General features: G+C 59.7%; 16 protein-coding genes. 8 read left to right on the forward strand and 8 right to left on the reverse strand.

The features are described from left to right. Nucleotides 1–26: 26 nt before the first annotated feature. Together ppk1 and chrA are read left to right on the forward strand one after the other, a co-directional pair. The gene (ppk1, locus tag MY494_RS03195; protein ID WP_247911308.1) at nucleotides 27–2,129 is read left to right on the forward strand and encodes a polyphosphate kinase 1; all 2,103 of its coding nucleotides are present in this window, start codon (nucleotides 27–29) and stop codon (nucleotides 2,127–2,129) included. Further along, entirely contained in the window at nucleotides 2,126–3,268 is a 1,143-nt protein-coding gene (chrA, locus tag MY494_RS03200) for a chromate efflux transporter (protein WP_247911309.1), read from the forward strand. Before ppk1 ends, chrA begins: the two co-directional genes overlap by 4 nt. A 3-nt stretch (nucleotides 3,269–3,271) precedes the next feature. On the opposite strand, the gene MY494_RS03205 is transcribed toward chrA, so the two are convergent. The 6 genes from MY494_RS03205 to MY494_RS03230 form a co-directional block, all read right to left on the reverse strand. Beyond that, a complete protein-coding gene (locus MY494_RS03205; protein WP_247911310.1) occupies nucleotides 3,272–3,532 on the reverse strand; it encodes a hypothetical protein in 261 nt (86 codons plus the stop codon). Nucleotides 3,533–3,547: 15 nt separating this feature from the next. After that, a complete protein-coding gene (gene pstB / locus MY494_RS03210) occupies nucleotides 3,548–4,345 on the reverse strand; it encodes a phosphate ABC transporter ATP-binding protein PstB (protein WP_247911311.1) in 798 nt (265 codons plus the stop codon). Nucleotides 4,346–4,387: 42 nt separating this feature from the next. Next, nucleotides 4,388–5,272, reverse strand: a complete 885-nt coding sequence (gene pstA / locus MY494_RS03215; protein WP_247911936.1) for a phosphate ABC transporter permease PstA — start codon at nucleotides 5,270–5,272, stop codon at nucleotides 4,388–4,390. An 11-nt stretch (nucleotides 5,273–5,283) separates the two neighbouring features. Beyond that, the gene (pstC, locus tag MY494_RS03220) at nucleotides 5,284–6,249 is read right to left on the reverse strand and encodes a phosphate ABC transporter permease subunit PstC (protein ID WP_247911312.1); all 966 of its coding nucleotides are present in this window, start codon (nucleotides 6,247–6,249) and stop codon (nucleotides 5,284–5,286) included. A 457-nt stretch (nucleotides 6,250–6,706) separates the two neighbouring features. Further along, on the reverse strand, nucleotides 6,707–7,687 hold the full coding sequence (gene pstS / locus MY494_RS03225; RefSeq protein WP_247911313.1) for a phosphate ABC transporter substrate-binding protein PstS: 981 nt from the start codon (nucleotides 7,685–7,687) through the stop codon (nucleotides 6,707–6,709). Between the two features lie 91 nt (nucleotides 7,688–7,778). Next, the gene (locus tag MY494_RS03230; protein WP_247911314.1) at nucleotides 7,779–8,090 is read right to left on the reverse strand and encodes a helix-turn-helix transcriptional regulator; all 312 of its coding nucleotides are present in this window, start codon (nucleotides 8,088–8,090) and stop codon (nucleotides 7,779–7,781) included. Between the two features lie 82 nt (nucleotides 8,091–8,172). Between MY494_RS03230 and MY494_RS03235 the strand changes: the two genes are divergently transcribed. Continuing rightward, nucleotides 8,173–9,177: an ArsJ-associated glyceraldehyde-3-phosphate dehydrogenase gene (locus MY494_RS03235; RefSeq protein WP_247911315.1), complete on the forward strand. Its 1,005-nt coding sequence runs from the start codon at nucleotides 8,173–8,175 to the stop codon at nucleotides 9,175–9,177. Next, complete coding sequence (arsJ, locus tag MY494_RS03240) at nucleotides 9,174–10,403, forward strand: organoarsenical effux MFS transporter ArsJ (protein ID WP_247911316.1); 1,230 nt, start codon at nucleotides 9,174–9,176, stop codon at nucleotides 10,401–10,403. Before MY494_RS03235 ends, arsJ begins: the two co-directional genes overlap by 4 nt. On the opposite strand, the gene MY494_RS03245 is transcribed toward arsJ, so the two are convergent. Both MY494_RS03245 and MY494_RS03250 read right to left on the reverse strand, forming a co-directional pair. After that, nucleotides 10,394–10,735 carry a hypothetical protein gene (locus MY494_RS03245; protein WP_247911317.1) on the reverse strand — a complete coding sequence of 114 codons (342 nt, stop codon included), beginning with the start codon at nucleotides 10,733–10,735 and terminating at the stop codon, nucleotides 10,394–10,396. The genes arsJ and MY494_RS03245 overlap by 10 nt on opposite strands. Beyond that, nucleotides 10,735–11,283: a hypothetical protein gene (locus tag MY494_RS03250; protein WP_247911318.1), complete on the reverse strand. Its 549-nt coding sequence runs from the start codon at nucleotides 11,281–11,283 to the stop codon at nucleotides 10,735–10,737. The genes MY494_RS03245 and MY494_RS03250 overlap by 1 nt, the downstream gene beginning before the upstream one ends. Before the next feature lie 90 nt (nucleotides 11,284–11,373). Here MY494_RS03250 and MY494_RS03255 point away from each other — a divergent pair, with 90 nt between their 5' ends. From MY494_RS03255 to MY494_RS03270, 4 genes are all read left to right on the forward strand, one after another. Then, complete coding sequence (locus MY494_RS03255; protein WP_247911319.1) at nucleotides 11,374–11,592, forward strand: CP12 domain-containing protein; 219 nt, start codon at nucleotides 11,374–11,376, stop codon at nucleotides 11,590–11,592. 4 nt (nucleotides 11,593–11,596) lie between these two features. After that, entirely contained in the window at nucleotides 11,597–11,836 is a 240-nt protein-coding gene (locus MY494_RS03260) for a DUF3136 domain-containing protein (RefSeq protein ID WP_247911320.1), read from the forward strand. Between the two features lie 201 nt (nucleotides 11,837–12,037). After that, nucleotides 12,038–12,724, forward strand: coding sequence for a response regulator transcription factor (locus tag MY494_RS03265; protein WP_247911321.1), 687 nt, complete (start codon nucleotides 12,038–12,040; stop codon nucleotides 12,722–12,724). Between the two features lie 42 nt (nucleotides 12,725–12,766). After that, nucleotides 12,767–13,051: a 2Fe-2S iron-sulfur cluster-binding protein gene (locus tag MY494_RS03270; RefSeq protein WP_247911322.1), complete on the forward strand. Its 285-nt coding sequence runs from the start codon at nucleotides 12,767–12,769 to the stop codon at nucleotides 13,049–13,051. Nucleotides 13,052–13,071: the final 20 nt, after the last annotated feature.

A 13,071-nucleotide genomic window follows, 5' to 3' on the forward strand; every position in this document is an offset into this window, starting at 1 on the left:
TAGACGGGAGCTTGGCATCCAGAACGATGGACGTAGACGACGTCAGGGCGAAACGATATATCAATCGTGAATTGAGCTGGATTGCCTTCAATCAACGGGTTCTCGATCTTGCTTTGCAGAGCAAGTCACCTCTGCTTGAGCAGGCCAAGTTCAGCGCGATTTTTAGCAATAATCTTGATGAATTCTTTATGGTCAGGGTGGCCTCCCTGATCGCACAACTAGAGTCCAATTCCAGCCGACTCAGTATTGACGGAAGCTCGGCGGCTGAACAATTACAAGCGATCCACCATCAGCTAGGGCCGCTCCTCAAGCAGCAGCACCACCATCTCAAGCACCGGCTTCTGCCCCAACTGGAGCAGCGAGGCGTTGGCATCCTGGACTACCCACAACTCTCCAGACGCCAAAAGGATTGGCTGGCGAGTTACTTCCAGGCCCAGATTCAGCCGGTCCTCACGGCGACACGACTGAACACACCAGGAAAACCATTTCCCTTCATCAGCAGCCTGAGCCTCAACCTCGCAGTCGAGATTCAAGGTTCGGGCTTAGGTACGAACGAACTGATTCGCCTGAAGCTTCCCAACAAAAACATCCCACGCTGGATCACCCTTCCGGTGGCCTTGCACGGAGAACGCGCTGGCGCCCTTCACCTCTGCGTCCCGCTCGAGCAGGTCATCCGCAACAACCTGAGGGCCCTCCTTCCAGGACGCCGGATCAGCAGCATCAGTCTGTTCCGCGTCACCCGCGACGCCGATCTCGCTCTCCAAGAGGAGGAGGCCGAGGATCTGATGGAGGCGATGCAAACCAGTCTCCGGCGCAGAAAAGCCGGTGGCGAGGTCGTGCGCCTAGAACTCAGCGGCGACACCCCCCGCAGGGTTCAACAGCAACTGATAGCTGGCATGGGGGTGGACGCCAATTGGGTGCAACGGGTGGACAGATTCCTCGGGCTCGAGGACCTGATGGCGCTGCACGGGGTCAATGCACCAGCCCTCAAGGACCGCCCCTTCCATGGCTCAACCCCCGCACCCCTACGGGGCTGCCAGTCTCCAGAGGAGGGACGACAAGCTCGCGAAAGCATCTTTACGGCGATTCGACGGGGTGATGTCCTCCTGCACCATCCCTTTGATCGCTTTGAGTCCACGGTGGAGGAGTTCATCCACCAAGCAGCCTGCGATCAGGACGTTCAAGCGATCAAGATCACGCTCTATCGCGTCTCCAAGGATTCCCCGATCATCGCCAGCCTGATTGCTGCGGCGGAACGCGGCAAACAGGTCTTGGCACTCGTCGAACTCAAGGCACGCTTCGACGAAGACAACAACATCCGCTGGGCACGGCAACTGGAGCGCTCAGGGGTGCATGTGGTGTATGGGGTGATCGGCCTCAAGACCCACACCAAAATTGCGCTGGTTATCCGACGCGAGAAAGGAGCGCTTCGGACCTATAGCCACGTCGGTACCGGGAACTACAACTCCAAAACAGCCGCGCTCTACACCGATCTGGGCCTGCTCTCGGCGGATGCCGACTTGGGGCAAGACCTGATAAGCCTGTTCAACTACCTGACCGGCTTCTCCAAACAGAGTGCTTACCGGAAATTGCTCGTGGCGCCGACGACCCTGAGGGAACGGATGCTGGAGCTGATCGAGCGAGAAATCGAGCACGCCTGTGCCGGGCGCCGCTGCGGGATCAAAGCCAAGATGAATGCTCTGGTGGATCAACGCCTGATCGACAAGCTCTACGACGCCTCAAAGGCAGGGGTTCCGGTCGAGCTGATTGTGAGGGGGGCCTGCAGCTGCACCAGCGGAGTCGCCGGGCTGAGTGAGCGGATCAGGATCCGCAGTGTTGTGGGCCGCTTCCTTGAACACTCACGAGTCTTCTGGTTCGAGAACGACAACGCGCCCCAGGTCTGGCTAGGAAGCGCCGATTGGATGCCTCGCAACCTGGACCGCAGGGTGGAGGCCGTCGTACCGATTGAGCAACCCGGCCTGGTGGAACGGCTAGGGGAACTACTGGAGCTCTACATCAAGGACAGCTCTGCGGGCTGGCTACTTCAGGCCAACGGCCGCTACAGGCCGCCCGGGCAAGAAACGCCAGATAACAGCGCCCAAGAGCAGCTGATGCAGAGCAAGAGATGATCAGCCTCGGGGAGCTGGGTCTGATCTGCCTGCGCTTGGGGGCTGTAGCTTTTGGGGGTCCCCAGGCCCATATGGCGCTGCTGCGGGAGACGTTTGTTGAACAACGCCTCTGGGTCAAAGCGGAAGACTTTGAAGAAGGGCTCGCCCTCTGCGAAGCACTGCCGGGACCGGCCTCAAGCCAAATGGCGATCTTTCTGGGCTGGCGCTGCCGCGGTATGGCCGGGGGATTAGTGAGCGGCCTTGGATTTCTGCTGCCTGGATTGCTCGTGGTCCTCGCCTTGAGTGTCCTTTGGCGGTCCAGCAGCGACCTCAAGGCACTCCGGGCGATCTCCTCGGCGATCCAACCGGTGGTTGCCGCTGTGATCTGGGCCTTTGCCGCGCAACTCCTCCAGCGCAAACGCCCAACCTGGGAGCGCTGGAGTGCAGGCTTGGTCTTTGTGATGTTGGCCGCCTGTCAGCTGTGGGGAGTCAATGCGCCGCTTGGCCTCGTGTTGCTGGCGAGCGGGCTGCTGCGCATGGCGTGGCAGCAGAGGACGCGTTCTCTATCCCTGGCTCCATGGCTGGGGTTGGAACTGCTCATGGCGGCCCAGCCCAAGCTGCACCTCATCGCTGAACTCTTCGACGTCTTCCTGCGGGCAGGTTTGCTCATTTTTGGAGGCGGCTTTGTGATCATCCCGCTGCTGGAGGGGCCGGTTCTCGATCACGGCTGGATGAGCAGCGGTGGCTTTCTCGATGGCATCGCCATTGGTCAACTCTCCCCAGGACCGGTGGTGCTCAGCAGCGCCTTCGTGGGATTTCAAGCCGGGGCCAACCTGGCAGGGGGTTGGTTCGCGATCGCGGCAGCGTTGGTCGCGACAACAGCCATCTTCCTGCCGAGTTTTGCCTTCATCCTTGCGGCCGCACCCCTGATCGAGAGAATCCGAACCCGCCCCATCGTTCAGGCGTTTCGAGACGGCGTCATTGCGGCTGTTCCAGCCGTGGTCGCCGCAGCAGCCCTTCGCCTGAGCCTGGACAGTCTGCATGGGCTCGGCCAATGGTCCGTCCTGCTCGTCGCCTTCGTGCTGCAACTGCAGTGGAAGATCTCAACGGCGGTACTGCTGCTGGGGGCAGCGGGCCTTGGACTGCTGGTGGCTCGCTAAGACTCAGTCCTCAAACAAGTGGGAGCGGCTCAAGCCCAACTCACTCCAGAGCTTCTTGATCTCGTCGTAGGCCGCATCCTGGGTGATCTTTCCATTGCCCTGTAAGCCGACGATCAAACCCACGCGGTCAGCAAAGCGTTCAAGGTTTTGATGGAAGAGCAACCGCTCCGGCGACCAGTCCGGTCCTCTGTAGTGGCTGAAGGCCTCGAGCGGGGTGGGGCCTACGTCCGAGCGGTCAGGCTCATTGGGCTGAAAGGAGTGCATAGCGGTAACTCGCAATCAACCAAAGCGCCCAGAGACATAGTCCTGGGTGGCCTGTTGGCGCGGTGCATTGAAGATGGTTTCGGTATCCGCAAATTCCTCCAGACAGCCCACTTTGGCGTCGGTGTCCTCAAAGCTGTTGACATTGAAGAAGCCCGTCATGTCGCTCACACGCACGGCCTGTTGCATGTTGTGGGTGACGATGACGATCGTGTAGCTGTTCTTCAGCTCATGGATCATCTCTTCGATCTTCAAGGTAGAGATAGGGTCCAAGGCGGAGCAGGGTTCATCCATCAGGATCACCTCCGGTTCCACAGCAATGGTGCGGGCAATGCAGAGGCGCTGTTGTTGACCACCGGAGAGGGCATAGCCACTTTCGGCCAGCTTGTCCTTGGTCTCATCCCAAAGTGCGGCCTTGCGCAGAGATCGCTCCACCAGCTCATCCATGTCGCCGGAATAGCCATTAATGCGTGCACCAAAAGCAATGTTCTCGTAGATGCTCTTGGGGAAGGGATTGGGCTTTTGAAACACCATGCCGATGCGCCGTCGCACCTCGACCGGGTCAACGGCAGACGAATACATGTCGTGGCCATCGAAGATCACCCGCCCCTGCAATGAACAACCGTCAATCAGATCATTCATGCGGTTCAGCGCACGCAGCACCGTGCTCTTGCCGCAACCAGATGGACCGATAAAGGCCGTGACCTGATGCCGAGGGATCTGCATATGTACCCCGCGAACGGCCACGTTGGAGAAGTAACTAATGGTGACATTCTCCAGTTCCAGGCAAGGGGAGGAGGGAACGGCTTGGTTCATGGCAACTCAGGAGATCAGGACAAGAGGGTGTAAACGGAAGGACTAGTTGGATGTGACCCGCGAGATCCAGCGCGCCAGAAGATTGGAGAGCAAGATCATCACCACCAACACAAAAGAAGAGGCCCAAGCCAAGTTGTTCTGGAATTCCAGCGGCATGATCGCGAAGTTGTAGATCAGCACCGACATCGAGGCGATCGGGCCGAGAATGCCTTCGGGCCAGAAGGGAGAAAAGAGCGCGGTAAAGATCAAGGGAGCTGTTTCACCCGCTGCTCGGGCAATACCCAACACAACCCCTGTCGCGATCGAGGTTAAAGACGCAGGCAGCGTGACCTGCGTGACCGTGACAAACTGCGAGGCGCCCAACCCCAAGGACCCCCAGCGCAATTCATTGGGCACCAATTTCAACGCTTCATCGGTGGTCTTGATCACGGTTGGCAGCATCAAGACGGCCAGCGCAATTCCTCCAGCAAGGGCGCTGTAGCTCTGGCCGAAGAGCAACCGGGTACTCACGATCAAGCCATAGACGAAGACGCCGCAGATGATCGAGGGCACCCCAGCCAAGACATTGGTTCCAAAGCGAACAAAGGAGGCAAAGGAACCGGAACGGGAGAATTCCGCGAGATAGATGCCACCGCCAATGCCAACGGGAACGGCAATGACGCTGGCAATCAAGGTGACGATGATGGTGCCGACGATGGCATTGCCGATGCCGCCCTCCTCAAGACCTGGAGGTGGGGGCAATTCGGTCAACAGCGAGACGGAAAGAAAGGATCCGCCCTTCAGCAGCACGTAGCCCAGCACCAGCACGAGTGGCAGGACTGCGAAGCAGGAAAACGCAACAGCAACCGCTGTCAACGCAAAATTCCAGCGATTGCGGGGCAGGTTCGGGTTGAAATAAAGCGAGCGATTCGACCTAGAAATCGACATTGGTCTTCCTCCTAGGCGTACTTCAAACTGAGCCGACGCACAATCCACTGCGCCAACACGTTGACGATCAGCGTCATGATCATCAAGACAAACGCGGCATACATCAGAGCGGAGATCTGAATACCGTCGGCTTCGCCGAACTGGTTGGCCAGCATGGCCGAGATGGTGTTCGCAGGAGCCAAGAGGCTCAAGCTGAAGTTGTTGGAATTACCGATGATCATGGTGACCGCCATGGTTTCCCCCATCGCCCGGCCCAAGGCCAACATCACACCACCGGTGATCCCCGAGACAGCAGCGGGCAAGATCACCTGAACAATCGCCTGCCAACGGGTCGTGCCGACGCCGTAGGCCGCTTGGCGGAGTTCATTTGGCACTTGCTGCAGTGAATCCCTGGCAATCGCGGTGATGATGGGCAAGATCATCACCACAAGGATCAAGACAGCAGGAGCCATCCCAGGTCCCAAGGGCTCCGTCGCGAAGAAGGGCATCCAGCCCAATCGGTCGTGCAAGACCTGAAGAATGGGCCGAAGGAACGGCTCCATCACAAAGATCGCCCAGAGGCCGAGCACAACCGATGGAATCGCCGCGAGCAGCTCGACCATCAAGCCGATCACTTGCCGGTAGCCGGAAGGAATCAAGTTCTCGGTAATAAAGATGGCCGTTCCCACACCCAACGGCACCGCAATCAAGATGGCCAACACGGACGACACCAACGTGCCGTAGATCGCCGTAAGTGCGCCATAGCTATTCAGGCCAGGATCCCAATCGGAGACAACCAAAAAGGACAGACCGAATTCGGCCATCGCCTCCCTTGATCCCCACAGAACGGTGATCAAGATCCCAGCCAGAACCAAGCCCACGATCGAGGCCAAACCGACAACAAGTCGCCTGAATCCCTCATCAACCAACTTCTCGGAAATGGGCCGTCGTCGAAGCGTGTAAACCGGAGGAGCCCCCTGCTCATGGGAGGGAGGCACGGTCTGATCCACAACTAGAAAGTCACTTCCTATAAGTTGTCACAACCCAGGCAAAGTCTCCTTAAGAGGCGCTTAACAAGAGCGACCATCGTCGACAAGCAAAAGGCCGACAAAGCACTTTCTTGGTAGCAAGGAATACTCCACACAAGAAAGAAAGCCGATATCTTTAACAAATTATGTTCATCAACATTGCTAGTCAATACCCCGTTCGGATCCATCAGCTTCGTCCCCGGGTGCGGATGGGTGAACAGTGTCAACCAGCGCGATCAGCCTGGGAAGCGCAAGAAGCAAAAATCAGAAAAAGAGGAGCAGTCCCCAGCAGTGGACAAGAGATAGTTCTATTTCCAAAAAAAACCACCCTCGAAGGGGTGGTTTTTTTTGGAAACTCGACTCAGCTCACAAGAAAAAAAGGGCAGGGGATCAAACCTGCCCTTCATCCATCAGTCATCCCGAAGGATCACTTGCCGATCTTGTTCACAGCAGCGCGGGCTTTCGAGAGGATCGCGCCCTTAAGGGGAACGAAACCGAGGTCGTCAGCCTTGGCCTGAGCCTGGTCGCTCAGCATGTAGTTGAAGGTCTTCTTGATGGTGTCGGCGTTGGCACCATTGCCCTTGGCATAGGCCAGGGCCCAGGTGAGGGTCGCGATGGGATACGCGCCCTTTGCGGTGGGGTTGGGGTTCGAGCCAGCCAGGTTCTGATCGAGCTTCATGCCGTTCAGAGCTTTCGCACCGGAGGTGTAGCTGGGCTTGATGAACTCACCCGACTTGTTCTGCAGAGCAGCAGCCTTGACGGCACCACGGATGTAGGACTGGTTGACGTACCCAATCGCACCCTGTTTATTGGCGATCACGCCGGCGACACCGGAGTTGCCCTTGGCACCCACGGCGTTCGCACCAGGCCAACGCACGGACTTACCAGCACCCAACTTCCACTCCGGGGAGAAAGAAGCAAGGGATTGCGTGAAAGCCTTGGTGGTTCCGGAGCCATCGGAGCGGTGCACCCAGGTGATGGCACCAGCGGAGCAACCGAGGTCCTTCCAGTTGGTGATCTTGCCGATCGCCACTTGCACAGCTTGCTTCTGGGTGAGCTTGAGCTCGCAGCCGGGCTTGTTGTAACCGAAGGCGATGGTGCCGCCCACCATGGGGATCTGGACCAGACCGCGGGTCACCTTGGCGATGTCCTTGGCCTTCATCGGATCATCAGAGGCCGCGAAGTTCACGGTCTGGTCAATGAAGGCCTTCCGGCCGGAGCCGGAGCCAACGGCTTGGTAGTTGACCTGGGGGCCACCAGCCTTCGCCAGGTCAGCGAACCAGCGCTGATAGATCTTGGCGGGGAAGGTTGCGCCAGCAGCACTGAGGCGGTCTGCGGCCGAGGCGGACATGCCGGTGCCGACCGCCAGCAGGGAGCCGATCAGAAGGGCCTTCTTCGCGAAGGTCATGGATAAAACCTTTGGGGTTCTTCTCCATCAACGCAACCGAAGCTCCACCCCGCGTTAGGGGCGGGTTAAGGCTGCGTGAACATTGCATCAATCAACAGCAGGACTGGGCTTTGAGCGGCTCACAGGTCTGCAAACGCTCAAGCCAATCGCCCAACTCCGCGAACGCTTCCGGGCGCAGGCGGTAGTAGATCCAACGTCCCTGGACGCGGGACTCCAGCAGGCCCGCCTCCCGCATCACCTTGAGGTGAAAAGAGAGCTTGGACTGGGCCACTCCCATCTGCTCGGTGAGCTCACAGACGCAGCGCTCTCCGGCCGCCAAGGCCCGCACCACCTCTAGGCGGCGCGGGGCCGCCAAGGCTTTGAACAGGGCACAGAGCTGCTGAGCACTGGTGGCTGGGGTCATGGCTCAGGCCGCGCCTAACCGAACCTTAACCAATCAAGAAACCTTGATGCATCAAGATTGATTGATTGATCGTGTGCAGCGCATGCGGATTGGCATCAACGGCTTCGGGCGGATCGGACGGCTGGTCTGCCGCGCCCTTTGGGGAAGGCCGGGCATTGAAATCGTTCTGATCAACGACAACCAGGCCACGGCCGAGTCCGCCGCCCACCTGCTCTGCTTCGATTCCGTCCATGGGCGCTGGGATCGCCAGGCGGAAGCGACCAGCGAAACCGAACTGCTGATCGGCGGGCAACGCCTGGGTTTCAGCCGCTGCGCCACCCCCGCTGAGGTGCCCTGGGCGGCCGCCGGGGTGGAACTGGTGCTCGAATGCAGCGGGCGCTTCAAGACCACGGAGACCCTGGAGCCCTACTTCAGCCAGACCGGGATCAAGCGTGTGGTGGTGGGCTGCCCGGTCAAGGGGGCACTGAACATCGTCTACGGGATCAACCACGATCTCTATGACCGAAGCGAGCACCGGCTGCTGACGGCGGCGTCCTGCACCACCAACTGCCTGGCTCCGATCGTGAAGGTCGTGCACGAGCAGTTCGGGATTCGTCACGGCTCGATCACGACCCTGCACGACGTCACCAACACCCAGGTCGTCGTTGATGCCTTCAAGAGCGACCTACGGCGTTCACGCTCCTGCCTTCAATCGCTGATCCCAACAACCACCGGTTCAGCCAAGGCGATCGCAATGATCTTCCCGGAACTCGAGGGCAAGCTCAACGGCCATGCCGTGCGCGTTCCCCTGCTGAATGCCTCCTTGACCGACGCGGTCTTTGAGCTGGAGCGGCCCACCAGCACCGAGGCGGTCAACCAAGCCTTCCAGCAGGCGTCCCAAGGGGCACTCCAAGGCATCCTCGGCTACGAAACCAGGCCCCTGGTCTCGGTGGATTACGTCAACGACAACCGCAGCGTGGTGGTTGATGCCCTCTCGACGATGGTGGTCGATGGCACCCAGCTAAAGGTCTACGGCTGGTACGACAACGAGTGGGGCTACAGCTCCCGCATGGCCGATCTGGTCTGCCATGTGATCGAGCAGGGATGAGCAGCCTCAGCGCCCTCGAGCAATACCAGCGGGTCACCGCGAACTACTGGGCCTTCACCCTGACCGATGGGGCCCTACGGATGCTGGTGGTCTTCCACTTCCACCAGCTGGGTTACACCAGCTTGGAGATCGCCTTTCTCTTTCTCTTCTACGAATTCTTCGGGATTCTCACGAACCTCTATGGCGGCTGGCTCGGGGCACGTTTTGGCCTGCGCCTGACCCTCTGGCTGGGCACCTGGCTGCAGATCGGCGCCCTGCTGATGCTGATTCCAGTGGCGGATTCCTGGCCGAAGTGGTGGAGCGTCGCCTATGTGATGGCCGCCCAGGCCCTCAGCGGAATCGCCAAGGATCTCAACAAGATGAGCGCCAAAAGTGCGATCAAAACCGTTGTCAACAGCAACGACGGTGATCAGCAACTCTTCCGCTGGGTCGCGATCCTGACCGGCTCGAAGAACGCCCTCAAGGGGGTCGGCTTTTTCCTTGGTGGCGTACTGCTAACCACCCTGGGCTTCAACGCCTCGGTGGGCGTGATGGCCGCGGGGTTGATGCTGGCGTTTCTCGTCACCCTGGGGCTGCCCGCGGACATGGGGCAGATGAAACACAAGCCCAAGGTCCGCTCCCTGCTCTCCAAACGCGAAGGGATCAACGTCCTCTCCCTGGCGCGGATGTTCCTGTTTGGCGCCCGCGATGTCTGGTTTGTTGTCGCCCTGCCGGTCTTCCTGGAGACGGCCTTGGGCTGGCGCTTCTGGGAAGTGGGCAGCTTCATGGGCCTCTGGGTGATCGGCTACGGGATCGTCCAGGGGTCCGCGCCGGCACTGCGGCGCAGTTGGGGGCAGACCCGCAGCCCGGGCGTGAGCGCCGTTCAGTTTTGGAGTGCCCTGCTCACCGCTATTCCCGCTTTGATCGCCATCGCCCTCTGGCGGCAGGTGGCGGATCCAGGGCTGGCGATCGTTGCTGGACTGGCTGCCTTTGGAGCGGTCTTTGCCATGAATTCATCGATTCACAGCTACATGGTTCTGGCCTACAGCGACAGCGAGTCGGTGAGCCTGGATGTGGGCTTCTATTACATGGCCAACGCCGCTGGTCGGCTGATGGGCACCTTGCTCTCGGGCGCCATCTTCCTGATCGGCGGTCTTCAGGCCTGTCTTTGGTGCTCTTCGTTGATGGTCGCCTTGGCCTGGCTCTTCAGCCTGCGCTTACCGCCAGTGCGAGCGGCTCAACGCTGAAACAGAGCACGAATTCTGGGGCTGCGCTCCCGGCAGAGCATCGGCGTGTAGTAGCGAACAGCAGCGGTTTCCACCTCATCTGGTGTGATTCCTGAAAAGGACACCCCCTCCCGCTCAAACGCCTCAACGAGCCGCTGCTGTTGGCTGAGCAACAGTGCAGGCTGATCAAAGGAGTCGCAGAGCAGCTGGGCATAGAGGCGAGCCGCACAGCCCGTGTGACCAAAACGACGGACGCAATCCGGCAGCGCTTGTGGGGGCTGCGGCTGGGCCCAGCTCGCCATGGGTGCCGCCATCACCAACGCACAAAAGGTTGAGTACAGACGGAGCCGCATTAACGCAGGCGCTCCGGTGAGCAGGCCAAAAAGCGCTCCAACTCCGCTGAATCAAGGCTGGGGGGCTTGGCCTGGGTCAACAGGGCTGGATGAATCGTGCGCAATTGATCCGCAAGCTGATCCCGCTCGGTCACCGCCGCCGCCTGGCGCTGTTGTTGGGCGTCCTGCCAGACCAGGCGACGCTTGGTTTCGCTGCGCTGCCACTCCGCAACGGCCTGCTCGTATTGCTCCTGCTCGGTCTGCTGGTCGTAGATCGTCAGCAGGCGCTGCTCCTCAGGGTCCAAGGGCAATGGAGCCATGGCTTGGGTGAATGACTCCGCCTCAATCGCCTTCAGACGGGATTCCGTCGCGCGGTAGCGCTCGACCAAGGGCGGCAGGCTCTCGCGGTAACGGCGGCACTGGACCAAGGCCTGGCGCTGAGCCTCGCTGTCCTTCTTTGGCGTGTCCTTCTGATTACGCCCAGAACAACCCGACATCAACACCAGCACCAGCGCCACGGCCCCTAGCCGAGGGAGAGCCATCCCATCCATCCGGGAGAGTGCGTCCATGCTCGCAGGACACGACCACAACGACCCCATTTGGGGGTATCGAGGGAACAGGGGCCAGATCTAGCTGTACTTCGCAGCACAGATGAGCTCTTGGAAAGCATCGACGCCCACATCGCCCAAGACCGCAGCGAGCTGGAACAAGCCCGCATCAAAGGCGACAAATCCAAGGCCGCTCACCTGGAAGCCGAGCTCAAGGACCTGGAGACCTACAAGGCTCACCACCCTGAAGAGAGCAAAGACCCCACCCCAATGGAGGTCTACTGCGATCTAAACCCCGAGGCTCCCGGCTGCCTCGTCTATGACGACTAGTCAAATGACAATGACCGTTCCCCAGGCACCCAGCATCACCATCGGCGAGCTGGAGGCGAACTACCAGCTGTACTGCAAAGCACTCAAGATGCTGATTGCAGAAAAGCGCACCCTCAACAAGATCCAGAAAACGGTGTGTTGGGGAAAGCTGGAGACGCTCCACCACTGCCTACCCAGGCAGTACAAAGCTCCTGACTATCTCTACGCCCAGCTGGTCAAAGCCCAGTCCGCACAACAACAGTGAAGCCACGCCTTCGCTGATAGACCTAGCGCCAAGCGATCATTCAAGCCTGCACGAGGCAACTAGCCTGTGTGGGTTTTTGATGGAAGATTGATTGTTTTACGAACGAAATAAGTCAGTTCGACACGATCAAACCGGTCGGGCAGGCGCTCATTGATGATGGATGAAGCTCCACTGGAGCTTTCCTCCGCTGAGGAGTGAGCAATGGATCTCACCCCCTATCTCGAGACGCTGCAAGGAAGCAACCTTGATGAGGTGCTCCTGTCGGTTGCGGTTAGCGGCAAGGTGGCGCTCGCGATGAAGGGGCGCTTTTTTCTGCGTTGCCTGTGCGAGAGCTTCCGAGAGACTGAAATGATCGGCTGCGCCGTCACCGATGAGAAGAGCTGCCTGAGCTACCTCGGCCAAGAACCCTATGAGCTGCTGATCTGCACCGATTTTCTGGAGAGCGGCAGCGGCTTTGACCTCGCCAAGAAAGCCAAAGCACTGCAGCCCCAGCTGAAGGTCGTGATGTTGGCCCTCGGTGATGCCATCCCGGTGGAGCACGCCGAGGCGCCCTGGCTGGAAGCGGTGGTGGCAGAAGCAGACTTCATCGAAGACCAGAAACCGCTCGAGGCCGCCGTCCTGGCGGTGATGGGGAATCACTCCTACCGGAGTCCCTCCCTGCGCTCAGGGCAGCTGCCCTACCTGAGCTGCCCGCGCCTGACTCCCAGGGAATATGAAGTGCTGGACCTCCTCGCCAGCGGCCTGACGGACCGTGAGATCTCCGAGCAGCTGGTCGTCAGCGAGGAAACAGCGCGGACCTACACCAAGCGACTGTTGAAAACCCTGGAGGTCAACAACAGGGTTCAGGCGGTGCTCAAAGGAATGCGTTGCGGGATGGTCAAGATCTAAGCCAAAGCGTGGCTAGAAATCAGATAGCTGAAGTCTGCTGCCATGGCCAGCCACACCATCAAGCTTGAAGCGGGTGGCTCCTTCCCATGCGACAGCGAGGAGTACATCCTTGATGCAGCCGAGGCCGCCGGCCATGAGCTTCCCTTCTCCTGCCGGGCTGGGGCCTGCAGCACCTGTGCAGCAAAAGTGTTGGAAGGAACGGTGGATCAAGCCGACCAGAGCTTCCTCGATGAAGAGCAAATCGAGCAGGGCTACGCCTTGCTCTGCGTCAGCTATCCGCGCAGCGACTGTCTGCTGCGAACGGATGTGGCCGCCGAACTGAATTGAACCCATGATGCGAGCACCAC

It is taken from the genome of Synechococcus sp. A10-1-5-1, assembly GCF_023115425.1.
GTDB lineage: Bacteria > Cyanobacteriota > Cyanobacteriia > PCC-6307 > Cyanobiaceae > Vulcanococcus.

Excerpts from the sequence above, each read along its gene's own strand:
- ppk1 (WP_247911308.1), top strand. The coding sequence starts at position 27 with ATGGACGTAGACGACGTCAGGGCGAAACGATATATCAATCGTGAATTG.
- chrA (WP_247911309.1), top strand. The coding sequence starts at position 2,126 with ATGATCAGCCTCGGGGAGCTGGGTCTGATCTGCCTGCGCTTGGGGGCT.
- MY494_RS03205 (WP_247911310.1), bottom strand. The coding sequence starts at position 3,532 with ATGCACTCCTTTCAGCCCAATGAGCCTGACCGCTCGGACGTAGGCCCC.
- pstB (WP_247911311.1), bottom strand. The coding sequence starts at position 4,345 with ATGAACCAAGCCGTTCCCTCCTCCCCTTGCCTGGAACTGGAGAATGTC.
- pstA (WP_247911936.1), bottom strand. The coding sequence starts at position 5,272 with ATGTCGATTTCTAGGTCGAATCGCTCGCTTTATTTCAACCCGAACCTG.
- pstS (WP_247911313.1), bottom strand. The coding sequence starts at position 7,687 with ATGACCTTCGCGAAGAAGGCCCTTCTGATCGGCTCCCTGCTGGCGGTC.
- MY494_RS03230 (WP_247911314.1), bottom strand. The coding sequence starts at position 8,090 with ATGACCCCAGCCACCAGTGCTCAGCAGCTCTGTGCCCTGTTCAAAGCC.
- MY494_RS03235 (WP_247911315.1), top strand. The coding sequence starts at position 8,173 with ATGCGGATTGGCATCAACGGCTTCGGGCGGATCGGACGGCTGGTCTGC.
- arsJ (WP_247911316.1), top strand. The coding sequence starts at position 9,174 with ATGAGCAGCCTCAGCGCCCTCGAGCAATACCAGCGGGTCACCGCGAAC.
- MY494_RS03245 (WP_247911317.1), bottom strand. The coding sequence starts at position 10,735 with ATGCGGCTCCGTCTGTACTCAACCTTTTGTGCGTTGGTGATGGCGGCA.
- MY494_RS03250 (WP_247911318.1), bottom strand. The coding sequence starts at position 11,283 with ATGGACGCACTCTCCCGGATGGATGGGATGGCTCTCCCTCGGCTAGGG.
- MY494_RS03260 (WP_247911320.1), top strand. The coding sequence starts at position 11,597 with ATGACAATGACCGTTCCCCAGGCACCCAGCATCACCATCGGCGAGCTG.
- MY494_RS03265 (WP_247911321.1), top strand. The coding sequence starts at position 12,038 with ATGGATCTCACCCCCTATCTCGAGACGCTGCAAGGAAGCAACCTTGAT.
- MY494_RS03270 (WP_247911322.1), top strand. The coding sequence starts at position 12,767 with ATGGCCAGCCACACCATCAAGCTTGAAGCGGGTGGCTCCTTCCCATGC.